We start from the raw sequence: 26,751 nt of genomic DNA, 5'->3' as shown, positions 1-26,751 counted from the left end.
GGAAAACCAACTCCTAGAAATAATAGCAGGTTTAGTAGTCGGGACATCCCCGCCTGCACGGGGAAAACTCTTCCAAACTGCTGTACGTGATGACTGGTCTCGGGACATCCCCGCCTGCACGGGGAAAACGGCGCCTTCGAGATGTCCGTGCTGTCTGGGTACGGGACATCCCCGCCTGCACGGGGAAAACGATGTTCCGCATCTTGCGAGCCGGGGCAGTGGCGGGACATCCCCGCCTGCACGGGGAAAACACCATGCCGCCCACGATGCCCTGCACGGCGGCCGGGACATCCCCGCCTGCACGGGGAAAACAAGGTGGCCGGAGGTTTTTCGGGGAGTGGAAACGGGACATCCCCGCCTGCACGGGGAAAACGCCCATCTGAGAGGTTCGCGTTTCAACGTCCTCGGGACATCCCCGCCTGCACGGGGAAAACCGATGTTGCTCGGTTGGCCTCGAGCGGCGGCTCGGGACATCCCCGCCTGCACGGGGAAAACGCGCGGTGCATTCCAAGCGCCGGCTGCTGCTGCGGGACATCCCCGCCTGCACGGGGAAAACAGCTTCTCACGCTCCTTGAGCGTGGTTCCCCGCGGGACATCCCCGCCTGCACGGGGAAAACGGGATGCCTGCGAAGAACCACTACCGGGTGGACGGGACATCCCCGCCTGCACGGGGAAAACCCGGGTCGCGCAGCACCTCGACGGCCCGCGCCCGGGACATCCCCGCCTGCACGGGGAAAACGCAGCCTCATGCCGCTGGGCGGCTGCCGGTCGCGGGACATCCCCGCCTGCACGGGGAAAACGCACAGTTCACTGTTAAGGCTGGCCTACTCAGCGGGACATCCCCGCCTGCACGGGGAAAACTCAGCGACCGCCTGCCGGTACTCGCGCCCCTTCGGGACATCCCCGCCTGCACGGGGAAAACGCACCGGCACCGTCATGGCTCAGCTGGCCGCTCGGGACATCCCCGCCTGCACGGGGAAAACTCAATGGGCTCCGGCTCCGGCAACGGCTGGGGCGGGACATCCCCGCCTGCACGGGGAAAACTGCTCAGGCGTGGCACTGGGCAGGCCGTCATACGGGACATCCCCGCCTGCACGGGGAAAACACTTCTCTTGTCAAGCTGCGCGGCCTGAAAAGGCTATCTGGTATCTTCGCATGCATTGGATATAAATCACAATGTTTCCCACTCATCTTCGTATTTCGGTGTAAATTTGGGCAAGTGCTCTTTGTAGCGGGCATTTTTCACAGCAACCAGCTGGTAGCCTTCTATGTCTATCAGGGTACGCTGGGCTTCGCCATGTGTTCGAATCACGAAGCCCTGTTCGTTGTTGCTGCGAAAAAGTTGGGTGCAACGGCCAGAGCGGGCGTGCTGCACTACCTTGTCCCATAGCAGGTCACGGACGGTCGCGCTCACCGCGCCGACATACACGCCGGTCTGCACCTCAATCAGCCAACGCGACAGCTCACCGCGCAACGAGTCTGGCACCCTTTCCAGCGTCATTACCACCATGCGTCCACCCGCTCAGCCATGGTTTTTGCCGCCCTGTACGTTGCCGTCCGGGTCGTAGAGGTCGCCTACGTCCTCTTCCTGCGGGTCATCCTCGTGCTCGTCGTCAAAGAGTGTCAGTAGGTCATTCGCCATGCGTTCCAGCAGCCGCGATTGCCGGATGTGGTCGCGCAGGGCGAGGCGCACCCGGCGGTCGATGTCGTCGCCGCCCTTTGCTGCCTCCTGAAAAGCGATGGGCGAGACGATTTCCATCTTGTACAGGTCGGTGATGTCATATACCAGACTTAATTGTTTACCAGTGTGGACGAAACCGAGCGCGGGCGTGTACCCGCAACTCAGAATCGCAGCGTGCGCCAGCCCATTTAGGCAGGTATTCCCGGCGCTGAGGGCCTTGTTGACGGGCGAGGCGTCGTCCCAGTTGGCGCGGTTGTATTTACGTTCCTCCCATTTCACGCCGTAGGCACTGCTGTAGCGCGAGTAGAGGGCTTTGACCCGTGCCCCCTCGCGCCCGCGAATCTGCTGCAGCGAGAGGTCGTCCGGCAGCCCTTCGGGAAAGCGCATGGTGTACATCTGGCGGATAATCCGCATGCGGCTCTTTTCGTTGGCCCAGAGGCGCGCTTGGTGCATCAGCCGCTGTGATTTGCTGGCTTCGCCGATGCCGGCGGCATAGAAGCGCACGCCCTGTTCGCCCACCCACACCACTGAGCAGCCGGTGCGCGACAGGGCCGTCATCGCGCTGTGCGACACACTACTGCCGGGCCCGAGCAGCAAAACGCCCAGGCTGGCACAGGGAATCGTCAGCATGCCTTCGGGATGAAAGGCCTGAATACTGCGGTCGTTCTGCTCCAGCACGGTGTGTTCGAGATACAGGTAAGATGTGCCGTCCCGGAATTTGGGCAATTCGCGCAGGTTCTGCCGCTTCCAGATGATGGATTTGCCGTCCGTCACGGCCTACCCCCGCGCCAGGCTGAGCAGGCCGAAGCCCAGCGCCTTTGCTTTGCCGATGCCGCACTGAACGGTCTGTGGAAGTCGGACGGGGTCTTCCACCCGCAGCAATCCCTCAAAGGTCACGGCAAAGAGGGTCATGGGTGTTCCACCCCACGCCTTGTAGAGCCGCACGTTGCCGCTTTGCGCGATGTCGGTGCCGATGACCGAAAAGCCACCGCGCTCACCCTGGCGTTCTAGCCACTCCACTTGTTCTTTCGCGCCGCGCAGGGCTTCGCGTTTGGTGCGGGGGTCGGCCTGTTTGTCTTGCCCGTCGCGGAAACGGTTCACGGTCACGTTGGCCCGCAACCGGAAAGCGAGTTGCTGCCCGTTCTGCAAGCCGGAAAGGTCAACCGGCTTGGCGTGTGGCTCGGCCTGAAAATAGTCGGGATGACGCCCGGTAATGGCGGCCCAGTCGGGGCGGGTCACACTCTGCACAAGGATGCCCTGCGGCCCGTCGTCGCGCCAGAGGAGGCGCTCACCTTCGGGGAAGGGACCAGGCACGGCGCCCGCATTTGGAAAGGCCCAGCGCAGCGTCTGATGCAAGCTGTAGGCGCTGCGAAGGTCATTTGCGGCCTGACGGTCACGGGGATTGAGCTGGAGGCGGGAAAGGTAAAGGCTCATGCGCTGGCCTCGTCTGGCTCGCACCAGTTTCGACCAACCAAAGGGTCGGTGGCGAGTGCCAGCGTCTGCGTGAGCGCCAGCACCTCGCGGGAAAGGTAGCGGCGGTGAACGAAAGGGCCATCCGGCACGTCCTGCCGCCGTGAGGGGGACGCCCCGGCGCGGAGTTCGGGGGGTAGGGCGTCCCGGTCCAGCACGAAACGGTAAGGCTCCTCGTCCTGTTTGCGGCGCAGACTCGGAGCCTGCCGCAGCGCGTTCCAGAGCGGCAGTTCCGCTGGTGGCCCTGCGAAAATCGGCAGACTCGCCTGAAACGCCTTGCGCCCCAGCGAGAGCGGCCAGTGCGGGTTTTGCAGGGCGGCGTACAACCGGGCCAGAACCCCCGCGTCACCTTCCAGCCCCACCCAGAAGGCCGCGTCCGACAGGTAAAAGCGGGTGGTCACGTCCGTCTTGGTTTTGGGGTTGCCGGGAAACAGCTGCGCGGTGTGGTAGTCGCGGCCCGCGCTGCCCTCACGGTCCACGCGTACGCCAAAGCGCAAGCAGACCAAGTCGTCAATCGGCTCGGCGCGGTCAATCCCTAGCGCCGCCGCACAGAGGCCCAGTATGCCGCTGCGGGTTGGTTCTGCCTCGGTGTCGCGGTCGTCGAAGCGGCTGCGGCTGCCCCACGCTTGCATGGGGGCCACCAGTCTCAGGAGTAAAGTCGCCACATCAGCCCTCCAGTGCCTGCATCGCCTCGGCCACTGTCGCATCAATCAGGGCGTCCACCGTCGCCATTTCCTGTCCGAAGACCTCGTTCCCGCCTTCGCGGGCGATAAACCGGGCGCTGCCCGCGTCCCCAAAAACGCCGTTTTGCCATTTCATCTCGTTGGCTAGTTTCTCGATGCTGGGCACGAGATAACCGCTGCCCTGGTCGGCCTTAACCCCCTTCTCGAAGGCATTGGCGAGGTTGCGCGGTGAGGCGTCCCGCCGGACCACCTGCACCATCAGCGCGGGGTGGTTATGGGCGGCGAAGGTGTTCTGTTTCCCCGTCGGAGCGGCGAAAATACTGGCGTAGAGGAAGGCCCGCAGTCCCCTTTCCAGCAGTTCGCGGTCACCTTGCAGGTTGTCCAGCAGCTTTTGCAGGTCGAGGCAGGCGTAACGGTACATAGTCGCGCTGGCAAATTCTACCGTGCCCAGCATGTCGGCCCCGGCGTTGTCCTGCGGCTTGAGGTCGTCTACCGCCGTGTAGAAGTCATACTGCCGCTCGCGTAGCGCGTGGGTCGAGATGGGGTGGGCTACCTGCGCGGCGGCATCGGCATTCTTGTCGGGCAGGTCGGCCAGCATCCGGCCAAAGAGGGCCACGTCCACTGCTTTGGAGCCGTTCAGTGCACCTTTGAGTTGCGCGTTCAGGTCACCGCTGAGTGCTGCTTTCTTGCTGGCCTTTTTCTTCTTGCCGCCTTCGCTTTCGGGTTCGGGGACCGCCTGAAACTCGCTCCAGTTGGCGCTCACGATGTCGGCCACGCGCTGCAACTCGTCACGGCCTAGAAAGAGCAGGTACTGGCTCTTGCCGTCCTTAACGGGCAGGCCCAGACCGCCCAGTGCCAGTTCCGCCGCGGCCAGCCGCTCGGCATCGGTGCTGCCTTCTGCCTGAATGCGGCGGGCAATTTCCTCATGCGCCCGCTTAGTGCGCTCACCCAATTCGTTTTCGTTCAGTAGCTTGCGGGTGGCGAAGTCCTGCCGCATGGCCCGCTTGAACGACTGAGACGAAATCCGCAGGCGGCGCGTACCCCCAAAGAAAGCGTCCTTGGGGCTGCCGGTATCGTCGCGGTTGAGGTTGCTGGGGGCAAAATTCTGGAGGTAGTGCAGTTCGAGGATGGCTTTCATGCGTTGGCTCCTTCTTGGTTGGGGGCTTGAGCGGGTTCGTCGGTGGGGGCGGCAGCGGCGTCTTGTGGCGTTTCGCGGTGAATCTCGGTGTAAAAGTCCCTGGCCCAGCGGCGGCGCACCGGGTCGCCCCAGCGCAGCAGGTCGTCGGCGAGGCGCACCCAGTCGGGCATGAGGTCTTTTGTAGAGAGCAGCATCACTGCTTGGCGCATCTGGTAATTCAGGCCGTCGCGGTCGGTGTCCAGCAGAGCCAGGAAACGTTTTTCTGTGCTGGGCCGTGCGCCTTGTAGGACATACAGCCGACCCATCAGTTTGCCGATGCTGGGGGCATTCACGGCTTTGGCCGTGGCTTCGGCTTCTGCTGGAACGTCGGTTTCCTCGCCTTCGTCACGGGCCTGGGGCTTCAGCGCGTACAGTCCGGCCAGCAGTTGCAGGGCGTCCTTGCTGTATTTGGGCGCTTCGCCGTAGCCGGTGCGGGCGTACAGCCCTTCCAGCCAGTACACACTACGCTCGTCACCGCCCAGCCCGCGCCGGAGTTGCGCCAGCGGGCCGCGTTCCAGCCTCGTCAGTTCATGCACGAAACGGGCAGGCCGGTCATCTGGTGTTCTGGTCATCTTTTTCTCCTTCTTTAAGCAGCGTTCCCAGCGCTTTCAGCAGCAGCCCCTGCGACTTTTGTACCGCCCGCAGTCCAATCGCGTTCATGCCGGCGGCTTCCTCGGCCACCTGCCAGCCGCGCAGGGCTGCTCGACTCAGCGCCGCCTGCCAGCGCAGTGTGGCTTTCACCGGGTCGCTGTCCAGATCCAGCAGGTAAGCGCGGAAAGGCGTTTCCAGAGCTTGCCAGTAGGTCGCTGTGGCGGGAATCTGGTCGGCCAGCTTGCGGATGTCGGCGGGGTCGGGGCTGCGCTCGCCATCCTTTTTGAGCAGTTCCTGCGCCAGCACGAATACCGAGCGGCGCAGCGCCTCACCTATTGTCCCGGCGTCGTTCAGCGACTGCTTGAGATAATTCCTGAACTTGTCCGAGTCCTCGATAAACGTTTGCGGCAGCGTGTAAGACTCTTGGCGCATGGCAAATGCTTTGCCCTGGTCAGTGAGTTGTCCGAAGACCTGCACCGGAATGACCGGATGTTTTGCACGGGCATCGGGAAGGGGGGCGTCCCAGTCTTCCGCCTCGTCCTGACTAGGCGGCTTTACGGCGGGCTGGGCCTGTGCGTGGGCCAGTTCCATCACTTTCGTCGCGTGAAGCAGCACTTCCGGCGCGCGTCCGGGTTTGGTCTTGACCTTGCCTTTCCTGTCCTCGGTGACCGTGGCCGCCGAGTCGGGCAGCAGCGCCGTCAGGTCGCGCCAGAGCAGGCGGTCACGGCGCAGCTTGTAGGGGTAAGGCTCGCTCTTTTCGTCCCTGCTTTCATGCAGCGTGACCATCGGGTCGGTATTGCTGCCACTGCCCTCGCCCGCGCCTTGCAGCGGCAGGCCCGCGCCGAAGCCGATGGTGCGGACGCACAGGCCCTCCGGTGTGTCTTCCGGAAGCAGTAGCACACTGCGGCTGAGCCAGCTGTAACGGCTGGCGTAGCCCTGGGCGGGGCGGGCCTGCGGTCCCTTGTCGGCGTAGACGCGCTGAATGTCGGCCACCGTGAGTGGCTCCTGCTCCCAGACCGGCAAGTCCTTCGCCTGCATGGACGGCGTATAGGGTGTCAGATTCAGCGCCAGCGTCTGCTGCAAATCGCTTCCCTCGGCCAAAAAGAGGGCGGCGGTGGCGACCGGGGCCGCCCGAGCCGACGTGGTGAACCGCTTAATCAGTCCGCCCAACGCAAATGTCTGGTGCGCCAGCAGTTGCCGCGCCGCCTGCGCTGGGGTCAGGGTATCGCTGCGGTCGCCGCCGGGCCGGGCCTCTACGTTGAACAGCGCTGTCGTGTTGGGGCTGCCTTCCTCGGTGCTCAGGCGGGTCCAGTGGCTGCGGAAGTTTTCCCCTACCTCGGCGGGGTTTAGGTCCGCCACTTGCATAAACGGCTGCGGCCCGAACAGGTCGAAGCGGCCCGCGTAGCGGTTCAGATACGCTTCCAGTTTTTCTGCCGGAAAGCCGTGCAAATACCACTGTGCCGCTTGCTCTGCGTCTGCTGGCCCCATCAAGGCCCGGTGCAAAATTGCCAGATGCAGCCGGTAGAGGGCTGCCGTGTGGAGCGGATGGCCTGCGTCAATACGGCGGTACAGCGTAGGCTGGAGCAGCGTGCTGCGCAGGGATACTTCTTCTTGCGTGCCGTCTGCCTTCAAGACAGGAATCCAGGGTTCATCCAGTAGAGAAAAAGTAGCCAGAAATCATCACCTCCTGGGGCGAATGTCGTGCAGGGATGTCCCCCTTGTGCCGCATTTTGTCAGGGTTGAGGGCAGATTTCAGATAATTTGAGTCCACCGTTTATGCTGGTCCTAAAGTGATAGCTTCACGACCTCAGTAGGTGACAACTTCAGTTTGACCTCGTTCCAGACGGCAAAAACCAACAGACGGCCCCATCAAGCTTGATGGGGCCGTCTGTGTGCGGTCTTCTGAGAGTGTGAAAACAACAGAATCCGCTGCTCAGCAGGCTACCGCACTCACCCAGCACTTCAAAGCGCACGCCAGTCATCTCCGCATTGACACCCTTCAGCGCTTGATTGACGTCCTTCTGGCGATGATTGCCGCGAGGAGCATCAATCATCACGACCTGAGTGCCCACATGCCGGGTATCAGCATGCCCCAGGCTAAGAAAAGGCGGGCAGACCGCACCTTCCGGGATGAGCAGCTGGACATGGACTTTTTCATCGCTCTGCTCGTCGTCCATCTTCCACCGGGGAAGGTGTTGCTGAGTCTGGACCGCACCAATTGGGAGCATGGGGAAACGCCCATCAATTTTCTGGTGCTTGGAGCCGTGGTTCATGGCTTCACCCTGCCCCTGATTTGGGTTCCTCTTGATGAGTCTGGGAACAGCCACACCTACGCCCGTATGTGGTTGGTATTGAAGCTCCTCCGCGTCTTGCCAGCGAAACGCTGGCAAGGCCTGGTGGCTGACCGTGAGTTCATCGGTGCGGAGTGGTTCCGTTTTCTCCGTCGTCAAGGCATCAAGCGGGCGATCCGCATTCGGCACAGCGACATGCTGGACGACATGAATGGGAAGGAATGGTTTAAGCACGTCCAGCACGGTCATTTCCATGAAATCGACGAAAAGGTGTTCGTGTTTGGCGAACTCATGCGGGTGGTCGCGACGAGGTCATCCACAGGTGACCTCGTCATCATTGCCACAGATTTCAGCGCTCGGAAGACCTGGAAGCTGTACAAGCAGCGCTGGTCAATCGAGTGCACCTTCAGCAGCTTCAAGAAGCGAGGCTTCGACCTGGAGCGGACTGGGATGACGGAAAGGAGCCGTCTTCAGCGGCTCTTCGGCCTTGTGACACTGGCCTGGATGTTTTGTTTGCGCTTGGGGGTCTGGTTTGACCAGACCCAGTCCATCCCCATTCTCAAGCATGGTCGTAGAGCGGTCAGTCTGGTGCGGTACGGTGCTCAGCATCTCGTAGATGCCTTACGATGGAAACCACAACAGTTCATGGCTGTCCTAGACCTGTTGACCCAGCCTTTTTGCCCACCAGGAGGGGCTGGAAGTGAAGTTGTCACCTACTGAGCTTCACGACAGCTCCGGCTTATGCTGGCTGCATGACCCTCTCTGCCTTGCCCGCTGTGACCCAGATCACTGGCTCTCTGTGGGCCAAAAGCCCGCATCAGACCGGCGAGGTCAAGCTCGGCGTGCTGGAACATCTGCTCAATGTGGCCGCCTGCGCCGCCGAGATTTTGGACCTAGAACCGCTGCAGGTCCGGGCGCAGATGGCCGCTGACCTGGGCCTGCCTGCTGAGCAGGGGCTGGCGTGGACGCTGGCGCTAGTGGCTCTGCACGACCTGGGCAAAGCGAGTCCGGCGTTTCAGGTGAAGTGGCTGGGGGGCAAAGCAGAAGTGGACACCCGGCTGGAATTTTCCGCGTTGCTGCGGGAGCCTTATACGCCGCACGGCGTGATCAGTGAATATTGCCTTCCTGCCTTCCTAAATGGGCAGTTGGGGTGGCCGCACAAGCTTGCCAAGCAGCTGGGTGATGCGGTGGGCTGCCATCACGGGTTCAGAGTGGAAAGCCTTGACCGGGAAAACCTCTCTGACATGCAGGTTGGTCAAGGTGGCTGGGAAAGAGTCCGCCGCGAACTTTGCCGCCTCGTGTGCAAGGCGGTCGGGGCCGATTACGCCGCCGTGCCTGCCGTTGCCGAACTCTCGGCACCCGCCTTCATGCGCCTCGCCGGCCTCACCAGTTTTGCCGACTGGCTGGGCAGTAGCTTTCCCCTACCCACGCAGACGGACTTTTCCGCTTATGTAGACCCCGCCGCCTACTTTGCTAGGGCTAGGGCGCAGGCCCGTGAGATGCTGCGGGAACAGGTTCACTGGCCCGCTTTTGCCCCCCTACACCCTGAGTTGCCGCCGCTAGAGGAGGTGTTCGGCTACCTCACCGAGGGCGACTTCAGGCCCCGCCCGCTGCAAACCGTGCTGGCCGAAGCGCTGGCGCAGGTAGGCGGCCCCGCGCTGGTGCTGGTCGAAGCCCCGATGGGCGAGGGGAAAACGGAAGCGGCGCTGTACGCCTACCTTCAGCTTCAGCACGCCGCGCAGCACCGGGGCCTGTATGTGGCCCTGCCGACGCAGGCGACGGGCAGCGCGATGTTCGGGCGGCTGGTGGAGTTTCTGCGAGGGCAGGGGTCCAAAAAGTCCGTCAGCATCCAGCTCGCACACGGCGGCACCTTGCTGAACGACCCGTTCCAGCAGCGGCTGGAAAATACCCGCATCTTTTACCGCACGAACACCGACGCGGCGGGGGATAATTCGGTGGAAGCGGTTCGCGTGGAGGAATGGTTTACCTCGCGCAAGCGGGCGCTGCTGGACGAATTCGGTGTGGGCACGGTGGACCAGGCGCTGCTGGGGGTTCTGGGCGTGTCTCACCAGTTCGTGCGGTTGTGGGGGCTGGGGAACCGGGTGGTGGTGCTGGACGAGGTTCACGCTTACGACACCTACACGTCCGAACTCATCGCGGCGCTGGTGAGCTGGCTGCGTGCCCTGGGGTCCAGTGTGGTCATCATGTCGGCCACCCTGCCGGACGAGAGCCGCCGCCGACTGCTGGCCGCTTGGGGCGCAAACGACATTCCGACCACCGAAACCTACCCGCGCTGGACGGTAGCGACGCAGGCGGGCGAGGTCACGTCGGGCACCGTCCCGGACACCGATGCGGAAGGCAACCGCAGCCGCCCCGCGCAGCAGATTGCGCTCCGGGCTCTGGACAGCAGTGCTGACGCCGTCGCCGCCCGAGCGGTAGAACTCGCTGTGACCGGCGGCTGCACGGCAGTCATCGTCAACACAGTGCAGCGAGCGCAACAGGTCCAGAAGGAAGTGGTGCGGCTGCTCAGTGAACAGGGCGTCACGGCGCAGACCTGCACGGCGGGCGCGCCGAAGGGCGCGCAGAAGCTGGGTGTATTGCTCTACCACGCCCGTTATCCTGCCGACGAGCGAGCCTACCGTGAAAAAGCGGTGCTGAAGTACCTGGGCAAGGACGGACAGCGCCCCGAGCGCTTCATCCTGATTGCCACGCAGGTCGCCGAGCAGAGCCTGGACTTCGACGCTGACGTGATGATTTCGGATCTCGCCCCGGTAGACCTGCTGCTTCAGCGGGCCGGGCGGCTCCACCGACACGCGCGCTCACCGGAGAGCCGGCGCGGGCACACCGAACCCATGCTGTACGTCTCCGGCCTGAACGAATGGCCCGCCGAGGCCTTGAAAAGTGAGGCGTGGGGCCGTGTCTATGCGCCCGCGCTGCTCTACCGCACCTGGCACACGCTGGCAGGCCGAACAAGCCTCACCCTGCCGGACGACCTTGACCCGCTGGTGCAGGAGGTGTACGGCTCGCCCTGTCCGGTGCAGGACCTTCCCGCCGAGCGCCGTAAGCTCGTTGAGCGGGCCGAGGCCAAGCTCCGCAGCGTTCAGGAGGGGCTGGAATCGAAGGGCCGATATGCCCACATCGGCCTCCCCGACGAGTTCTGGCAAACGCCCCTGCACCGTCATCCCGAGGAACCCGACTCCGAGAGCGTGAACGACGACGCGCTGGCCGGTGAGGACGAGATTCCGCGCACCCGGCTGGGTGATAAAAGCGTGCGGATTGTTCCGGTCATGAAGCAGGATGGAAAATGGGTGGTCTGCCCGCCGCCCAGAGCCCTGCAACCCAAAAAGGAGCCCTGGCCGGAACTCGTCACCCAGCACCAGACGCTCCAGAAAGGAGATGCGGAGACGGCCAAGCGCATCTACCGCCGCTCGCTGAGCGTGTCGCGCTGGGAAATCGTGGCGGCTGCTGAACGCGGCGAACTGTGGCCGCACGGGCTAGGCAGTGGGCACCAGGGCTGGCAAGCGCACCCGCTGTTACGAGACGTAATGCCCCTGGATCTGACGGCGGGTTATAGAGATCTGGGGAAATTGAGGGTATGTATGAATGATGAACTGGGAGTACAGTATTTGCCAATTTAGAGTATACCCAAACGTGACAACACCAGGGTGACAAAAAGGGCCTGCTTTTGCGTCACTTTAGGGTTGGTTTGGATGTTTCGTGATAGGCGCCGGAGCTACTCTAAGACCCTAAAGTGACAATCTGACTCGTCAAATGACTACTGACTCAATGAAGCTTCGATAGGTTGTCCACCGTCAATCGGTTCCAGCACCAGCTTGGCCCGGTAGCCCATCCGTAGAGCTGCGCTCCCTACCGTGCTCATGTAGAGATTGGCTTCTGGAGATTCCATTTGAGAGACGCGCCCTGGAGAAATGCCCCAGCTCTCAGCCGCCTGACGTACGGTCAGTCCCTGCTCCTGTCTGGCCGCTTTGAAGGCTTCACCGGCACTTTCCACCACCAGGGCACCCACCAGCTCCGCTGGTGAAGTCTGAGTGGCTACCAGACCCTGAGCCTCCAAGCCACCACCTGCAATAGCTTCCTCTCCTTCCAAGCTATTCAAGGCCGTCACGAATTCATCATCCGGCAGTTCATCCAGACCAAGGTGCTGTTGCCATTCCTGTGCTGTTTTCATGAGCTACTTCCTTTCCTTGTCGGTCATGGCGACCAGAGTGGCTTCCTTGAGGAGGGCAGCACTCGGCGTGTCCCCAGCCTTCACTTCAGCGTTGATGATGACTGCGTTACCGTTGGTGCGGAAGTAGAAGTAAATCCTGGTGCCCCCCTTGCTTCCTCCTCTGGAATGCGACTTCAGTTCCCAAATGGGCAGGCTCTGCAATTTCTTGGCGTAACTGCTCTGATGGCCTTGCAAGTAGAGGTCGGTCAGCATTCTGATGGCGGTGTTGACGGCTTCTTGCTGACCAGAGGCCACCATCTCCAAAAGGTCATCCAAAACGGCCGCTCGCTGAGCATGAGGACGCTGGTAGAGAACGAACGGCATCTGTTTAGTATAGGCTAAACAAAGAAGGTAAGTAGGGAATCGAGCCACCCTAAAGTGACAGACTAGCGGTATGCCTTCCACCATCGGATACAAACGGGTCAGCAGCTTTGGTCAGAACGAGATCCGTCAGCTGGACGGAATGATCTTCGACAAGGTTTTTACTGACAAGGCCTCTGGTAAGGACACGCAGCGCCCACAGCTCCAGGCTTTGCTGGAGTATGTCCGTGACGGTGACACCGTCACCGTCCATTCCCTCGACCGTCTTGGTCGCAACCTGTTGGACCTGCAGGAGCTGGTCCAGGGACTGACCGGCAGGGGAATCACCGTCCGCTTCGTCAAAGAGAACATGACCTTCTCTCCCGGAGGGCAGGACTCGATGTCGACTTTGTTGTTCTCCATCATGGGAGCCTTCGCTCAGTTCGAGAGAGACCTGATCCGCGAGCGCCAGGCGGAAGGAATAGCTCAGGCCAAGAAGCGTGGAGTCTACAAAGGAAGGAAACCCAAGCTGACTGCTGGCCAGATCGCTGAGCTACGGGAGCTGGCTGCGCAGGGTGTGAAGAAACCAGAGCTAGCCGAGCGGTTTGGGGTCAGTCGCAAGACCGTGTACGAGTACCTGCGGGAGTGAAGCCAAACAGTCAAAGGGCTTGCACAAAATTTTCTGGGGGACTGATAGCTTCCCGAATTTTTTGCAAATTAGAGTGTTGTAACCAGACAGCTGAACCTCAGCCCAGCCTAAAAATGATGATGCGTGTGGAAGGGGGATTTTGGACAATAGCTATGATCAAGAGGCAACGTGTGCGGTACATCCGTTGTGCGCTTATAAAGAAGAAACATCCATGACCCAGCAGAGTAAACACCAACCCTCGGACTCAGAACTTGCACCTGTATAGGGAGACAAAAAGCGCTCCCAGAGCTGAAATTCTGGAAGTGTGAATCAACCGGTTTCAGGGGAGCGCGCCCATATTCTCTCACAGCGGATTCTGGATATTCCAGAGACGCTGTATCAGCAGCGAAGCCTGGAGGCTTCGCTGCACCTCTTCCACAGTCCAGGTCAGAAGACCAAGTTCAGCCAGGCAGAGGGAGTCAGCCCCAGTGCACTCAGCCGTTTCTTCAACATCTACGACTGGGATTCAGACCGTTGCTGGGAAGAGATGCAGGACACCCAATGGCGCATGTTGCTGGACGCGGCTCGTCACAAACGCAGACCTCGTCTGCGTCTCAGTGTGGACCTGACCACGGTGGAAAAGGTGGGGACTCAACTGCCCTACGTCAGCGTCTACAACGGCAGGCACGGCATCCATCTGGTGGTCTTGTTCGCCGAAAATGGGGAACTGAAGTTCCCCATTTCTTACCGGATCTACCAGGGCAAGCACACCAGCACCCCGGTCACACTGGCCCTCGACTTGCTGGAAGAGGTGCCAGACTTCGTCGGGAAGCGCTTTCAGGTCTGCGTACTGGCAGACAGTGGATTCGAATCCGCTGTTTTTCTGGAAGGCGTGCAGCGCCTGGGTTTTGAGTTCGTGGTGGGTGTGCGGAGCAACCGACGCACGGATCATCCTGGGCGGGTGACGGTTGCGGACTGTCCGCATGGGGGGTACGTCAACCTCGCCAACTGGCCTCTGGAAACGCTGTCTCTGGGGAGGATGGACCGTGGGGACCGTGAATTCTTCGCGGTGTCGTCTGAGCTGTTAGAGGGGGATGACATCCTGGCCGAAGGAAAACGGCGCTGGGCACTGGAGTCGTTTTTCAAAGAAGGGAAGCATCAGTTTGGGTTGGCGCAGTTCGCGCTGCGAACTGCCAGGGGTCTGGACCGCTGGATTCTGATGGTCTTCCTGGCCTTCACCCTGACGACGCTGCACCGCTCAGAGGCCCTGACCTTGAAGGAAGCTGCACGCCTGGCTCTCTACGCCTTGTTCCCCGAAGTCAGGCTCAACCACCTGCTGGGCCAGCTTCGGAAAGAGCAAGAATTCCTCCACCAGCACGGCTATTCGCTCAGCTATGCAAGGTGCAACTTATGAGAACAATAGAAGCCACCCGAACTTCTATGGCTACGATCTTGCAGACCGCCTTTACCGTGCTTACGCTGAACTGGGCCTGGGAACTCCAGGCATGGTTTCGGGAGGGGAAATTGTAAACGCTGGCCGAAGCACTGCGGCAGAATCAATCAAGAGCTTCCTTCGTTCTCTCCCCCACTGCCAGATCCTCGCCCAGAACAACATCGCTTCCGTCGGTGTCGGCTACACCAGCGCCCCGTACGAAAGCGCTACGCCCACGAAACCCACGGTTTACGAACATAGCTGGACCGTCAACTTCGGCCGCTAAAGCCCCAGCCCTCTCTCGACCAGCAGCCCCCACGCCCGCCTGCCCGCCCGCGTGGGGGCTGCTTACCTCTCCCAAAGGAACCCCCGCCATGACCAAACCTCCGCCTGTCCCCGATACTCCCGAAGCCCTGGCCATCAAACGCTTTCTGTACAACAACTTCTGGCCGCTCTCTGCCCTGGTGATGAAGAATCCGAACCCGCCGAAAAAGCCACTCACACCGGAAGAAAAGCGGGAGCGAGCTGGAAACATCGGGATGACGGTCCTCACCATCATCAGCCTCCCCTTCGCCTTCCTTCTTGGGGGCGGAAACTCACACCGGCGCGGCCACCCGGATGCCCGCTCCACCGAGGAGAAAGACTTTGAGCGTCACGGCGTTCACGGACAGCACTACTGGGAGCCGTACCTCGATCCCCACGGCAACGCGAAGTGACGAGGGAAGCGGCGCTACGGCTCCCTCGTTCTGCTTGAAGCAGAACGCCTGCTGGGAGAGCACCTCAATCTCCGGGGGGAAAGCCGGAAAAACCATGTTCTGAACAGAATGGGGATGCTAGACTGTCTCAAGGAGGTCCTGATGACCAAACCAAGCATTGAACCGCTGCCCAAGGGCTTTATCACGGCTGAGGACATGGAGAAAATCCTGGACCCCAGCAAGCGTGACCCGGAAACCGAGGCCCGCAGGCTGGCGACGCTGGAACGGATCAAATGCCAGGAAGCGCAGCTTCAAGCCGAAGGCAAACCGCTCTTTCTTGCACCCGGCATGGTTCGCAAGCTGTGAACGGCTACCTCAAAGCCATTGCCCCCCAGAGCGAGTCCTGGGGGGCCTTTCAGTGTGGCGACCCCCGCATAGACCGCAAACTGCTCGCGGAAGTGGAGCAAGCGAAGAAGAACCTGGTCCGTCTACACGGTCTGTACGAAGGGGACCGGCTCCAGGCGGTCATCAGCCTGGAAGCAAGCCAGCGTCTTGCAGGCTCCCACAGAAGTCATTGCCAAGCTGGGTGGGCGGGAACGGGTCTCCACGCTGCACGTCGAAGTGCTGAGCGTACAGGTGTCAGCCCAGCGCCGGGGGTACGGGTCAGCATTGCTGGAGTACGCGGTGCAGCAAGCCCGCTTTTTTTCACAGAACATCGGCCTGCGCACCGTCTCGCTGGAAGCGACCGGGGAGAGCCTGGCGTTCTATCAGGCGTTCGGCTTCACGGCCGCACAGCGCCCCTGGCCGGACGGCTCCTGGCCCATGTGGTTCGACCTGCACGGTTGAGGCGGCGCGGCTCAGCCTTTGAGAACCAACCAGACCCGCAGTCACTGTAAGGGCATGACCATCTCTCTCAGTGCCCTGTTCAGGCGCAAACGCGCTGTCACGGCTACCCCAGATGCCCCGGACTCCGAGCCTGTGCCCCTGCCCCGCATCACCGTCGGCGGCTGGCTGACCGCGTACCCGGAAGAAATTCTTTCCCCTGGCCAAAACCCGCACCTGCACCTGCTGGTGTCTATCGGAGATCCCGGCGAGGTGCCGCCGGGCTGGCTGAAGGGCGTCACCACCGAGCGCACGCTTCGGCTGGAGTTCAGCGATGAGCCCCTTTCGCCGTTCCGCATGACGGAACTGCAGCTGGCCAGGCTGCTGAAAGAAGGCGAGCGACTGAAGAAGAAACAGGATGGCGGGCCTCTGCGCGTCCATGTGCACTGCATGGCCGGGGTATCCCGCTCGGCGGCGTGTGCAGCTGCTCTGCTGGCCTACCTGCACCCGGAACTGAGCGACCACGAGGTACTGACCCGTATCCAGGCTGCCCAGCCAGCCATGCAGCCGAACAGCCTAATACTGCGCCGCACCGACGACGCGCTGAACCGGCAGCTGCTCTGGACCTGGCAGCAGATGGAAATGGCAGCGGCCGGACTTGAGAACCAACCAGACCAGCAGGCACGGTGAGGGTATGAATTCCACCGCCGCAGATGCCCCTCATGCCCTGGCCGCTCAGTCATACTTGGGGGCATGGGCCACATGATCAGTCAAGCCTCTCCCAAAATGGATTACAACATTGCCCGGCTGGGACTGATCTGCTCGCAGAGCCGGTTGCCCTCAAGGTTCCAGCTTGGCTGGGAATCCAAGAACGCGCTGGGCACCATCAGCTGCGAAGGCTCGCTCAAGTTCGGCATTCCCTACGGGCTGGCCGCCGACATCCTCTCGGGCATCCTGACGGCCCTGATGATCCAGCAGACCACAGGCAACATGAATCCTGAACTGCGCCTGAGCGTCGCGGAACTGATGCGGCTCAGTGGCCTCAAACCACATCCCCGGCATTACGCCGCCATCGACTTCATGCTGAGCGCCCTGCACAAGGCCAGCTATACCATCGAGAACTGCTGGCGCGAGCCGACGCTGTTCCGTACCTACCACAGCAAGTACGAGTTCCACATCCTCGACGCCGTGGCCAAAGAAGAGGTCGAACACGACTTTGACCCCAGCAAGTCCCGGCACATGAAGCTGATCCGGGTCAATCCAGACATCGCTGCCTCGGTTGCCGGACCCCTGGCCCTCAGTCTGACCCCGCACATTCTGCAAAACTTGCCCAGCCCCAGCAGCCGCAACATCTACCGCAACCTGGACGCCCTGCGGCGGAATGACGATGACCCCACCCAGGTTCACGATGAGCTGGACATTCTGCTGACTGAATTTATCGAAGTGGGCCGAATCCTCAGCAACCAGCAGCACATCAGCCAAATCGCCACACCGCTGCTGCGGGCGGATGGACCGCTTGATATCCTGACCAAAGACAACATCGGCTACCTGGCAAGCTACTCGGTCAGTGGACGGGGAGACGCTTCGGTGCTGCACCTCAAATTCAGACGCGACGGCAACCTGACTGACCAGTACATCATCGACCTGCTCACCGCTGTCGGGGTGGCACCGGGGAAAGCCAGCAGCCTGAGCGAAGCCCACAGCCGCGAAGAAGTGGAATGCGCCCTGTGGAAGATAGAAAAGCGTAAAGATGTGGACGACGCCGCCAAGTATGTCATCGGCATCCTGCGAAACGGCATCAGCGAAAAAGACCTGAGCAACTTCCGCGGACGTGCGCGGCCGAACACCGTCAGTCAGCCGAAAACCGTAGAAATTCAGCATCCTATCACGCGGGAACTCAGCACCCGGACCATACCGGCCCCCGAAGAACCGGCCATGCCGGTCCACACCTTTGAGAGCAAACTCAAGCAGCTGGGCAGTATCGGTCAGCTGAGCAAGGAACAAGCGGCCGTATGCCGGGAACTGGGCGAACAGGGTCTCATCACCCTTGAACACCTGAAAGTCTTCAACCAGACGACCAAAGACCAGGCCGCCGAACAGATCCAAAGGTGGCAAGCGGGCGACCTGGAATTACGGCCTCAGCAAAACTGAGCTCCATAAGACCACAGGCACCTGCACCAGCAGGTGCCTTTTTGCTGCCCCCCATGACCGGTCGGAAGGGGGACACTTCAGGCCCGAACCGGCCAAAAACCAGCCGACTGCCCATTATCTTTTTGTCGAACTCCCATTATCCACTTGTCGAAATTGGACCCAGCCCCCCATTATCCTTTTGTCGAAGTTTGGGAGCCGCCCATTATCCACTTGTCGAAATTGCCATTATCCACTTGTCGAAGTTTGCCCCTCCTCCACTATCCACTTGTCGAAATTGCCATTATCCACTTGTCGAAATGGGGCCGCCGCCCATTATCCACTTGTCGAAATGGGCAGACAGGATGCCGTCCATCACGGCATTTGCCGCCGCCCCTTGATGATGATCATCAAATCTTTTTTTCTTTCTTTGAAAAGATTGATCAACAACAGGGGCAATAAGGGGATAGCGGAGATTCAGGCAGCCATCAGCAGGCGAGGGGTCATCAACCAACCAGATCGGCGAGCTTCCCACTCAGGAGGCTCTACAGGCCCCCAACAAGCCCGCCTCCCAACAGGAAGGCACAAGACGCTCCGCTCCCCCCTTCACGGCGCTCCTGTGAGCTGTAGGCGGCATACCGGCACAGAACGACAGGCCCACTTTCATGGTCTCGGCCAAAAAAGTGGGGACAAACTAGGCCACCCTTGCTGCCCGCCTACCGTCAAACGACTCCCGCTGTCAGCCATCAAAAGCCGTACCAGACGGCATCACTGGCAGGACAAGCCCCCCAAGGGACCAGGGTTGAACCGGCGACCAGCCTCACGGACCGCCTCACCCGGGGAAGCAAGGCCGGCAGATGGCTCAGCAGGGCATTCCAGATTCTGTTATAGGCGTAATCATCGGTCGGCCACTCAATCGGTTCGGCACCACTTGACCCCCAACCACCAAACAGAAACGATGAGGCATGAGCGGAAAAATCTATGATCTGCGTTTCGAGAAAGGCAGCTTTATCGACCTCTCAGTAGGTGACAACTTCACTTCCAGCCCCTCCTGGTGGGCAAAAAGGCTGGGTCAACAGGTCTAGGACAGCCATGAACTGTTGTGGTTTCCATCGTAAGGCATCCACGAGATGCTGAGCACCGTACCGCACCAGACTGACCGCTCTACGACCATGCTTGAGAATGGGGATGGACTGGGTCTGGCTGAGCCAGACCCCCAAGCGCAAACAAAACATCCAGGCCAGTGTCACAAGGCCGAAGAGCCGCTGAAGACGGCTCCTTTCCGTCATCCCAGTCCGCTCCAGGTCGAAGCCTCGCTTCTTGAAGCTGCTGAAGGTGCACTCGATTGACCAGCGCTGCTTGTACAGCTTCCAGGTCTTCCGAGCGCTGAAATCTGTGGCAATGATGACGAGGTCACCTGTGGATGACCTCGTCGCGACCACCCGCATGAGTTCGCCAAACACGAACACCTTTTCGTCGATTTCATGGAAATGACCGTGCTGGACGTGCTTAAACCATTCCTTCCCATTCATGTCGTCCAGCATGTCGCTGTGCCGAATGCGGATCGCCCGCTTGATGCCTTGACGACGGAGAAAACGGAACCACTCCGCACCGATGAACTCACGGTCAGCCACCAGGCCTTGCCAGCGTTTCGCTGGCAAGACGCGGAGGAGCTTCAATACTCAGAACTTGCACCTGAATAGGCGGACAAAAAGCGCTCCCAGAGCTGAAATTCTGGAAGTGTGTACAAACAGGTTTCAGGGGAGCGCACCCATATTCTCTCACAGCGGATTCTGGACATTCCAGAGACGCTGTACCAACGGCGAAGCCTGGAGGCTTCGCTGCACCTTTTCCACAGTCCAGGTCAGAAGACCAAGTTCAGCCAGGCTGAGGGAGTCAGCCCCAGTGCACTCAGCCGTTTCTTCAACATCTACGACTGGGATTCAGACCGTTGCTGGGAAGAGATGCAGGACACCCAATGGCGCATCCTGCTGGATACAGCTCGTCACAAACGCAGACCTCGTCTGCGGCTCAGCGTGGATCTGACCACGGTGGAAAAGGTGGGGACTCAGCTGCCCTATGTCAGTGTCTACAACGGCAGGCACGGCATTCATCTGGTGGTCTTGTTCGCCGAGTATGGGGAACTGAAGTTCCCCATTTCTTACCGGGTCTACCAGGGCAAGTACACCAGCACTCCCGTCACGTTATTGATAGCGGCGTAAGTTGGCGTCCATAAGCTGACGGGGCAGGTGAATATAGCGGACCCGCTGCCAGGCGGTGACAAGCCTCTTTTTCAGCGCTCTGATGGAGTGGGCACAAAAGTTCCCCAACACATTGCGCTTGACGTAGGCCCACACCAACTCGATCGGGTTCAACTCTGGAGCATACGGAGGCAGAAAGATCAGAGAGAGGCGTTCGTGGGAACCCACGAACGCCTGGGTCACTTTCGCGTGATGAATTCTCGCATTGTCCAGCACCACGACGATGTTCCCCTGAACTTGGCGCAGGATGTGCCCAAAGAATCGGATGACTTCTCCACTGCGGATCGCTCTGGATGTTGTGTGCTGGAAGAATCGTCCATCTGAAGTGATCGCCCCAATCGTCGAAAGCTTCTCCCAGTTCGCTCTGAGCGTGACCAGGGGCGTGACGCCCCTGGGTGACCACGTTCGCCTTCGCACGCCTTTCAACGAGAATCCGACCTCATCCAGATAGATGATTGTGGCTCCCTCAGCGACCTTTTTTTTCCAACTCCGGGAGCACCTGTTCCCGCCAGGATGCAATCCGAAGTTCGTTCCGCTCAGCAGCCCGCCCATCTGGCATCTGTGGGCTGAACCCCAACTTTCGTAGGATTTTACGGACGTGATCATGGTGGTACCACACCTCGAAGTGCCGCCCGATCAGCTCTGCCACGCGTTTTGTCGTCCAAGTTTCGTCAGGAAACCCATGCTGCAGAGCACCCTCCCGCAGGAGGGTGCGAAGCTGGTCGTGCTGAGACTCAGTCAGCCGAGCAGGACGACCAGAGCTGACCGTCGCTTGCAAGCTTCCCTTCTTTCTGAGCCGAGCACTCAAAGAAGTCACCGTGAGCACGGAGACGCCGAAGTGAGCAGCAATTTCGCGGTGTGTGTGGCTGCCTTGCTGCAGCCACTCGGTAGCAGCCAGACGCCGCTCTCAAGTTGGGCACGAGAATATTGGTTCGGTTGCCATTCCACGGTCCCTAGAGTTTAGCAGCGCATACTTACGCCGTTATCAATAGCCCTTGACCTGCTGGAAGAGGTGCCAAACTTCGTCGGGAAGCGCTTTCAGGTCTGCGTACTGGCAGACAGTGGATTCGAATCCGCTGTCTTTCTGGACGGTGTGCAGCGCCTGGGTTTTGAGTTCCATGTCCAGCTGCTCATCCCGGAAGGTGCGGTCTGCCCGCCTTTTCTTAGCCTGGGGCATGCTGATACCCGGCATGTGGGCACTCAGGTCGTGATGATTGATGCTCCTCGCGGCAATCATCGCCAGAAGGACGTCAATCAAGCGCTGAAGGGTGTCAATGCGGAGATGACTGGCGTGCGCTTTGAAGTGCTGGGTGAGTGCGGTAGCCTGCTGAGCAGCGGATTCTGTTGTTTTCACACTCTCAGGAAACCGTGAACAGTCGGCCCCATCAAGCTTGATGGGGCCGACTGTTAGTTTTTGCCGTCTGGAACGAGGTCAAACTGAAGTTGTCACCTACTGAGGTGAACGTGATCCTATTGTGGGTGTGCAGGATGAAGACCTCACTTTTACTCATAACTTGCACCTTGCATAGCTGAGCGAATAGCCGTGCTGGTGGAGGAATTCTTGCTCTTTTTGGAGCTGACTCAGAAGATGGTTGAGCCTGACTACGGGGAACAGGGTGTAGAGGGCCAGGCGTGCCGCCTCTTTCAAGGTCATCCCTTCTGAGCGATGCAGCATGGTCAGGGTGAAGGCCAGGAAGACCATCAGAATCCAGCGGTCCAGACCCCTGGCAGTTCGCAGCGCGAACTGCGCCAACCCAAACTGATGCTTCCCTTCTTTGAAAAACGACTCCAGTGCCCAGCGCCGTTTTCCTTCAGCCAGGATGTCATCCCCCTCTAACAGCTCAGACGACACCGCGAAGAATTCGCGGTCCCCACGGTCCATCCTCCCCAGAGACAGCGTTTCCAGAGGCCAGTTGGCGAGGTTGACGTACCCCCCATGCGGACAGTCCGCCACCGTCACCCGCCCAGGATGGTCCGTGCGCCGGTTGCTCCTCACACCCACCACGAACTCGAAACCGAGGCGCTGCACACCTTCCAGAAAGACAGCGGCTTCAAAGCCGCTGTCCGCTAGGACACGTACCCGGAAACGTTTCTTGATGAAGTCCGGCACCTCTTCCAGTAGGTCGAGCGCCAGAGTGACGGGAGTGCTGGTGTACTTGCCCTGGTAGACCCGGTAAGAAATGGGGAACTTCAGTTCCCCATACTCGGCGAACAAGACCACCAGATGAATGCCGTGCCTGCCGTTGTAGACGCTGACGTAGGGCAGCTGAATTCCCACCTTTTCCACCGTGGTCAGATCCACGCTGAGCCGCAGACGAGGTCTACGTTTGTGACGAGCTGTATCCAGCAGGATGCGCCACTGGAAGTCCTGCATCTCTTCCCAGCAGCGGTCTGAATCCCAGTCATAGACGTTGAAGAAGCGACTCAGTGCACTGGGACTGACTCCCTCAGCCTGGCTGAAGTTGGTCTTCTGACCTGGACTGTGGAAAAGGTGCAGCGAAGCCTCCAGGCTTCGCCGTTGGTACAGCGTCTCTGGAATATCCAGAACCTGCTGTGCGAAAATACGGACGCGCTCCCCTGAAACCGGTTGATTCACACCTCCAGAATTTCAGCTCTGGGAGCGCTTTTTGTCCGCCTATTCAGGTGCAAGTTCTGAGTTTTACCCTGCCCAAGGAGCCGGTGCGTGAGCGCCTGCGCGGCATGGAGACCTTCAACCAGCTGCGTGGCGGCGAGTACCTGTTTATGCCTAGCCTGTCGGCGCTGAAGTGGTTGAGTGAGCTGAAGTAAGTCCGGAAACCCGGCGAGTTCGGGAAACCAAGCCAGCCTAGAAACGCGCAAGCCATGATTCGTTCAAAGGAGGACTCATGAATTACGTTAAATACACCCCGGAGGTTGAAGTCAAGCAGCCTGGTGAAGACGAGAAAATCAACGAGGTCGTGCGGCTGATGCACGAGGCCAACGTCAAGGCCTTCGATAAGCACCGCCATGCCATCCGTGACGCCCATGCCAAGCAGCACGGCACTGTGGTGGGCACTCTGGAAATTCCTGAGCTGCCTGAACACCTCGCACAGGGCCTGTTCGCCAAGCCGGCCAGCTACCCGGTGGTCATTCGTTTCTCCAGCGCTCCCGGCGAAATCAGAGACGACAGCGTTCCTGTACCGCACGGTATGGCCATCAAGGTGATCGGCGTGCCCGGCAAAAAGATTTTGCCTGACCATCAGGACGAAGTGACCCAGGACTTCCTGATGGTGACCATGCCGGTGATTCCTTTCGGCACGGTGGATGAATATCTCAAGATGCAGAACGTGATTGCTCTGCAAGACGGAGCTTCCGAAGAAAGCCAGCGTGCTTTTGCAGCCGTAGCCCGCGGTGGCCAGAAGGTGCTGGGCCTGCTGGGCATCAGCGATCCCACCCTGGACGGCATCGCTGCCGAGAATGAGCACCTGCTGGGCCAGACCTACCACACCATGGCTGCCATTCGCTACGGCGACTACATCGCCAAGCTGAGTGCTGCTCCGCTGTCTTCTGAAGTCAAGGCGCTGGAAGGTCAGATTATTGACACTACCAAGAACGCCTCGGCGCAGCGCGACGCCCTGGTGGACTTCTTTCACAAGAACAGCGCCGAGTACGAACTGCGCGCCCAGCTGTGCACCGACCTGGACAAAATGCCGGTGGAAGACGGCTCGGTGGAATGGGACGAAAAGCTCTCGCCTCAGCAGGCTATTGCCCGGCTGGTGATTCCCAAGCAGGAAGCCTACAGCCCCGAACGCCGGGTTTTCTCCGACGACAAGCTGTCGTTTAACCCCTGGCACGCCCTGCCGGAACACCAGCCGCTCGGCTCGATCATGCGCGTGCGGATCAAGGCCTACGAATCCTCCACCGCCTTCCGCCACGATATGAACGTGCAGCCCCGGGTAGAGCCCAAAGACATCAGCGAAATCCCGGATTGATTATATTCTGTCCCGTCCAGGACGAATAAAATCAGGTTATGAGGCGCCTCTAGACCCGAGCCACCAGGGCCTGCACCCGGTGGCCCCGGCCGGGGCGCTTTTTTCCTTTCGTTCCCTTTTTGCCAGCCATCCACAGCATTTCAGGATGCTGGCGCATTCCAGCACCTTCAAGGAGATCCTTATGGCAAAGCAAGATACTCAGCTGCTCGGTTCTGCCAACCCCGAAGAACTCAAGACGCCGTTTTTTCAGGTGCCCACCCACCACCGGGCTTTCAGCCTGGGCGTGATGGCCCTGCCGACCCGTTACACCGACGCAAGCTGCGTGATGGCGACTTTTGAAGTGGACTGGGACGTCGCCAATGAACTGATTGAAGCGCCGGATCTGGAACTGGTCCGTCTGCCCAACGGCAAGGCAGTGATGAACGCCGTCTTTTACGAATACCGCCGCCTGACCAACGGCACGCCCTACAACGAAGCCGGAATTGCGCTGCTGGTCAACCCCAAGGGCTATCCGCTGCCGGCCGACCCCGAAGAGGCTGTGACGTTGCCTTCTGACCGCCGTCAGGTCGGCCAGTACATCGTGGACCTGCCGGTCACCACCGGCCCGGCCTGCGCCGCAGGCATCGACCTGTGGGGCTACCCCAAGTTCGTGACTGAAATCCCCTTTGCGCTGGACGGCAAGAACTTTGCCGGCAAGGTGCTGGACCCCGAGCGGGAAGGCGAGTTCATTATTTCGCTGGAAGGTGAAGCCGGCGCCGAACAGAAGCTGCCCGATTGGCAGGATCTGGTGCTATACTCCAAGTTCGAGGACCAGCTGTTCCGCGCCACGTCCGACACACGCAGTGACGAAGGCTACAGCGCCGAGCCGGGTAACTTCGTGCTGAAGACCTCGGCCACCTCGCTGCACCCGATGGCCGTGCGGATTCGCCGGCTGATTGGCGAAAGCGCCACGCCTAAGCAGGTCGCCTACACCCATCATTTCCAGCTGCGGCTGAACGAAGGGGTCGGTATCTGACCTGAGCTTTTACAGCTGAGACGACAAGAAAAAAGTCCGGGTCTTGCCCTGGCAAAGAGAGAGCGGCGCGCCTGATATAGATTCGGGTGGCGCCGCTCCTCTTTTTTGGCTCCAGGCCCCTATGATGGAGCTTGGCCGGGTCAGTTCCGGCCGTGATTTCCCACAAGGAGCCAACCATGCTAGAGCAACTCAGTCCCCAGCCTGCCGACAAGATTCTGGCCCTGACCGCCGCCTTCCGCGCCGATCCCAGAGAGAACAAGATTGACCTGGGCGTGGGGGTCTACCGCAATGCCCAGGGCCTGACACCGATCAAACGGGCGGTCAAAGCTGCCGAGCGCCGCATCCTGGACACCCAGGACACCAAGGTCTATACGGAACTGACCGGCGACCCGGCCTTTCGCCGCGAACTGACTGGCCTGATTCTGGGCGCAGAGTTGGCACAGGAGCTAGAGCCACAACTGGCCAGCAGCGCCTCGGTGGGTGGGACTGGCGCGGTGCGGCTGGCGCTGGAGCTGGCGCGGGCCGCGAACCCGCAGCTGACGGTGCATTACAGCGATCCCACCTGGCCCAACCACATCACCATCTTGGAAGCGCTGGAGATTCCGCACCGGAGCTACCGCTACTTTGATGCGGCCAGTAGTGAGGTGGACCTGACCGGCATGCTGGAAGACCTGGCCCAGGTTAAAGCGGGCGACGTGGTGCTGCTGCACGGGTGTTGCCATAACCCCACCGGCGCCAACCCTACCCCGCAGCAGTGGCAACAGATTGCCGGGGTTCTGGCCCAGACCGGCGCCCTCCCGCTGGTGGACCTGGCTTACCAGGGGTTCGGAGACGGCCTGGAAGCCGACGCTTTTGCCACCCGTCTGCTGGCCCGCGAGCTGCCGGAGGTATTGATTGCCGCTTCCTGCTCCAAGAATTTTGCCATTTACCGCGAGCGCACCGGCCTGCTGATCGCCAAGTCACGGGCAGAGGGACGTGCGACGGTGCAGGCCAACATGGCGGCGCTGAACCGCCAGAATTTCTCCTTTCCGCCCGATCACGGTGCCCGGGTGGTCAGCACCATCCTGGAAGACGCAGAGTTGTGTGCCGACTGGCAGAGTGAACTGGAAGACGTGCGGCTGAGCATGCTGGAGCTGCGTGAGCAGCTGGCCGCCGAACTGCGTGAGCGCACCGGCAGCGACCGTTTCGACTTTATCGCCCGGCACCGGGGCATGTTCTCGCGCCTGGGCGTGACGCCCCAGCAGGTAGACCAGCTGCGCGAGGAATACGGCATCTATATGACGGCCGATTCCCGGGTGAACATCGCCGGGCTGAACTCCCAGACAGTTCCGCTGCTGGCCGACGCTGTGGCAGAGGTGATTGCGGAGTCCTGAAGGAGAAGCTGAGGTTGCAGGAAAAAA

26 protein-coding genes, 4 pseudogenes and 1 CRISPR repeat array (1 of these 31 only partly in view) are annotated in these 26,751 nt (G+C 60.6%); of the genes and pseudogenes, 16 read left to right on the top strand and 14 right to left on the bottom strand.

What is annotated here, in order from left to right; genetic code table 11:
- Positions 1 to 1,105: direct repeats of the CRISPR family, unit length 29 nt; unit sequence CGGGACATCCCCGCCTGCACGGGGAAAAC (it extends 1,243 nt beyond the left edge of the window).
- A gap of 66 nt (positions 1,106 to 1,171) precedes the next feature.
- Genes cas2e through casA form a run of 7 tightly spaced genes read right to left on the bottom strand, consistent with a single transcriptional unit; the run spans position 1,172 to position 7,258 of the window.
- On the bottom strand, positions 1,172 to 1,510 hold the full coding sequence (gene cas2e, locus OCI36_RS11385) for a type I-E CRISPR-associated endoribonuclease Cas2e (RefSeq protein WP_261665190.1): 339 nt from the start codon (positions 1,508 to 1,510) through the stop codon (positions 1,172 to 1,174).
- Positions 1,511 to 1,522: 12 nt separating this feature from the next.
- Positions 1,523 to 2,455, bottom strand: a complete 933-nt coding sequence (cas1e, locus tag OCI36_RS11380; RefSeq protein ID WP_261665189.1) for a type I-E CRISPR-associated endonuclease Cas1e — start codon at positions 2,453 to 2,455, stop codon at positions 1,523 to 1,525.
- Positions 2,456 to 2,458: 3 nt separating this feature from the next.
- Positions 2,459 to 3,115, bottom strand: a complete 657-nt coding sequence (cas6e, locus tag OCI36_RS11375; protein WP_261665188.1) for a type I-E CRISPR-associated protein Cas6/Cse3/CasE — start codon at positions 3,113 to 3,115, stop codon at positions 2,459 to 2,461.
- Positions 3,112 to 3,858, bottom strand: coding sequence for a type I-E CRISPR-associated protein Cas5/CasD (gene cas5e, locus OCI36_RS11370; protein ID WP_261665187.1), 747 nt, complete (start codon positions 3,856 to 3,858; stop codon positions 3,112 to 3,114). Before cas5e ends, cas6e begins: the two co-directional genes overlap by 4 nt.
- Positions 3,818 to 4,972 (bottom strand): type I-E CRISPR-associated protein Cas7/Cse4/CasC, encoded by a 1,155-nt coding sequence (gene cas7e, locus OCI36_RS11365; RefSeq protein ID WP_261665186.1) that lies wholly within the window; start codon positions 4,970 to 4,972, stop codon positions 3,818 to 3,820. The genes cas5e and cas7e overlap by 41 nt, the downstream gene beginning before the upstream one ends.
- On the bottom strand, positions 4,969 to 5,583 hold the full coding sequence (gene casB, locus OCI36_RS11360) for a type I-E CRISPR-associated protein Cse2/CasB (protein ID WP_261665185.1): 615 nt from the start codon (positions 5,581 to 5,583) through the stop codon (positions 4,969 to 4,971). The genes cas7e and casB overlap by 4 nt, the downstream gene beginning before the upstream one ends.
- Entirely contained in the window at positions 5,564 to 7,258 is a 1,695-nt protein-coding gene (casA, locus tag OCI36_RS11355) for a type I-E CRISPR-associated protein Cse1/CasA (protein ID WP_261665234.1), read from the bottom strand. The genes casB and casA overlap by 20 nt, the downstream gene beginning before the upstream one ends.
- Before the next feature lie 371 nt (positions 7,259 to 7,629).
- Between casA and OCI36_RS11350 the strand changes: the two genes are divergently transcribed.
- Together OCI36_RS11350 and cas3 are read left to right on the top strand one after the other, a co-directional pair.
- A complete protein-coding gene (locus OCI36_RS11350) occupies positions 7,630 to 8,613 on the top strand; it encodes an IS4 family transposase (RefSeq protein WP_261665233.1) in 984 nt (327 codons plus the stop codon).
- Between the two features lie 32 nt (positions 8,614 to 8,645).
- On the top strand, positions 8,646 to 11,531 hold the full coding sequence (gene cas3 / locus OCI36_RS11345) for a CRISPR-associated helicase Cas3' (protein ID WP_261665184.1): 2,886 nt from the start codon (positions 8,646 to 8,648) through the stop codon (positions 11,529 to 11,531).
- 137 nt (positions 11,532 to 11,668) lie between these two features.
- On the opposite strand, the gene OCI36_RS11340 is transcribed toward cas3, so the two are convergent.
- On the bottom strand, positions 11,669 to 12,082 hold the full coding sequence (locus OCI36_RS11340) for a helix-turn-helix domain-containing protein (RefSeq protein ID WP_261665183.1): 414 nt from the start codon (positions 12,080 to 12,082) through the stop codon (positions 11,669 to 11,671).
- Positions 12,083 to 12,085: 3 nt separating this feature from the next.
- Complete coding sequence (locus OCI36_RS11335; protein WP_261665182.1) at positions 12,086 to 12,445, bottom strand: hypothetical protein; 360 nt, start codon at positions 12,443 to 12,445, stop codon at positions 12,086 to 12,088.
- Between the two features lie 70 nt (positions 12,446 to 12,515).
- Here OCI36_RS11335 and OCI36_RS11330 point away from each other — a divergent pair, with 70 nt between their 5' ends.
- From OCI36_RS11330 to OCI36_RS11295, 8 genes are all read left to right on the top strand, one after another.
- Complete coding sequence (locus OCI36_RS11330; protein WP_261665181.1) at positions 12,516 to 13,070, top strand: recombinase family protein; 555 nt, start codon at positions 12,516 to 12,518, stop codon at positions 13,068 to 13,070.
- A 304-nt stretch (positions 13,071 to 13,374) separates the two neighbouring features.
- The gene (locus OCI36_RS11325; protein ID WP_261665180.1) at positions 13,375 to 14,463 is read left to right on the top strand and encodes a transposase; all 1,089 of its coding nucleotides are present in this window, start codon (positions 13,375 to 13,377) and stop codon (positions 14,461 to 14,463) included.
- The gene (locus OCI36_RS11320) at positions 14,444 to 14,767 is read left to right on the top strand and encodes a CAP domain-containing protein (RefSeq protein ID WP_261665179.1); all 324 of its coding nucleotides are present in this window, start codon (positions 14,444 to 14,446) and stop codon (positions 14,765 to 14,767) included. The genes OCI36_RS11325 and OCI36_RS11320 overlap by 20 nt, the downstream gene beginning before the upstream one ends.
- Before the next feature lie 88 nt (positions 14,768 to 14,855).
- Positions 14,856 to 15,197, top strand: a complete 342-nt coding sequence (locus OCI36_RS11315) for a hypothetical protein (protein WP_261665178.1) — start codon at positions 14,856 to 14,858, stop codon at positions 15,195 to 15,197.
- Between the two features lie 141 nt (positions 15,198 to 15,338).
- Complete coding sequence (locus OCI36_RS11310) at positions 15,339 to 15,542, top strand: hypothetical protein (RefSeq protein ID WP_261665177.1); 204 nt, start codon at positions 15,339 to 15,341, stop codon at positions 15,540 to 15,542.
- 186 nt (positions 15,543 to 15,728) lie between these two features.
- A complete protein-coding gene (locus tag OCI36_RS11305; RefSeq protein ID WP_261665176.1) occupies positions 15,729 to 16,022 on the top strand; it encodes a GNAT family N-acetyltransferase in 294 nt (97 codons plus the stop codon).
- 54 nt (positions 16,023 to 16,076) lie between these two features.
- On the top strand, positions 16,077 to 16,688 hold the full coding sequence (locus OCI36_RS11300; protein WP_261665175.1) for a hypothetical protein: 612 nt from the start codon (positions 16,077 to 16,079) through the stop codon (positions 16,686 to 16,688).
- Positions 16,689 to 16,751: 63 nt separating this feature from the next.
- Positions 16,752 to 18,149 (top strand): hypothetical protein, encoded by a 1,398-nt coding sequence (locus tag OCI36_RS11295; RefSeq protein ID WP_261665174.1) that lies wholly within the window; start codon positions 16,752 to 16,754, stop codon positions 18,147 to 18,149.
- 280 nt (positions 18,150 to 18,429) lie between these two features.
- Here the strand turns inward: OCI36_RS11295 and OCI36_RS11290 are convergent, their stop codons facing one another.
- A complete protein-coding gene (locus tag OCI36_RS11290; protein WP_261665173.1) occupies positions 18,430 to 18,639 on the bottom strand; it encodes a hypothetical protein in 210 nt (69 codons plus the stop codon).
- Positions 18,640 to 19,144: 505 nt separating this feature from the next.
- Positions 19,145 to 19,807 (bottom strand): annotated as a pseudogene (locus tag OCI36_RS11285) (transposase); the annotation flags it as partial.
- 60 nt (positions 19,808 to 19,867) lie between these two features.
- On the opposite strand from OCI36_RS11285, the gene OCI36_RS11280 reads away from it, so the two are divergent.
- Positions 19,868 to 20,347 (top strand): hypothetical protein, encoded by a 480-nt coding sequence (locus tag OCI36_RS11280; protein WP_261665172.1) that lies wholly within the window; start codon positions 19,868 to 19,870, stop codon positions 20,345 to 20,347.
- Here OCI36_RS11280 and OCI36_RS11275 read toward each other — a convergent pair.
- Positions 20,330 to 21,334 (bottom strand): annotated as a pseudogene (locus OCI36_RS11275) (IS630 family transposase). The gene OCI36_RS11280 and the pseudogene OCI36_RS11275 overlap by 18 nt on opposite strands.
- A gap of 28 nt (positions 21,335 to 21,362) precedes the next feature.
- Between OCI36_RS11275 and OCI36_RS11270 the strand changes: the two are divergent.
- A pseudogene (locus OCI36_RS11270) lies at positions 21,363 to 21,509 on the top strand (IS701 family transposase); the annotation flags it as partial.
- Here OCI36_RS11270 and OCI36_RS11265 read toward each other — a convergent pair.
- Both OCI36_RS11265 and OCI36_RS11260 read right to left on the bottom strand, forming a co-directional pair.
- Positions 21,507 to 21,662, bottom strand: a pseudogene (locus OCI36_RS11265) (IS4 family transposase); the annotation flags it as partial. The pseudogenes OCI36_RS11270 and OCI36_RS11265 overlap by 3 nt on opposite strands.
- A 231-nt stretch (positions 21,663 to 21,893) precedes the next feature.
- On the bottom strand, positions 21,894 to 22,982 hold the full coding sequence (locus OCI36_RS11260; protein WP_261663354.1) for a transposase: 1,089 nt from the start codon (positions 22,980 to 22,982) through the stop codon (positions 21,894 to 21,896).
- A gap of 47 nt (positions 22,983 to 23,029) precedes the next feature.
- On the opposite strand from OCI36_RS11260, the gene OCI36_RS11255 reads away from it, so the two are divergent.
- The 4 genes from OCI36_RS11255 to OCI36_RS11240 all read left to right on the top strand — a co-directional run bounded on the left by OCI36_RS11255 (position 23,030) and on the right by OCI36_RS11240 (position 26,724).
- Complete coding sequence (locus OCI36_RS11255) at positions 23,030 to 23,173, top strand: hypothetical protein (RefSeq protein WP_261665171.1); 144 nt, start codon at positions 23,030 to 23,032, stop codon at positions 23,171 to 23,173.
- A 77-nt stretch (positions 23,174 to 23,250) separates the two neighbouring features.
- Entirely contained in the window at positions 23,251 to 24,336 is a 1,086-nt protein-coding gene (locus OCI36_RS11250; protein ID WP_261665170.1) for a catalase family protein, read from the top strand.
- A 181-nt stretch (positions 24,337 to 24,517) separates the two neighbouring features.
- Positions 24,518 to 25,351 (top strand): acetoacetate decarboxylase family protein, encoded by an 834-nt coding sequence (locus tag OCI36_RS11245; protein WP_261665169.1) that lies wholly within the window; start codon positions 24,518 to 24,520, stop codon positions 25,349 to 25,351.
- Positions 25,352 to 25,527: 176 nt separating this feature from the next.
- Complete coding sequence (locus OCI36_RS11240; RefSeq protein WP_261665168.1) at positions 25,528 to 26,724, top strand: aromatic amino acid transaminase; 1,197 nt, start codon at positions 25,528 to 25,530, stop codon at positions 26,722 to 26,724.
- The last annotated feature ends 27 nt before the right edge of the window (positions 26,725 to 26,751 follow it).

This window comes from Deinococcus sp. Marseille-Q6407, assembly GCF_946848805.1.
Lineage (GTDB): Bacteria > Deinococcota > Deinococci > Deinococcales > Deinococcaceae > Deinococcus.
The sequence above is the reverse complement of the archived record's forward strand: the minus strand, read 5'-3'. Positions and strand labels throughout refer to the sequence as shown.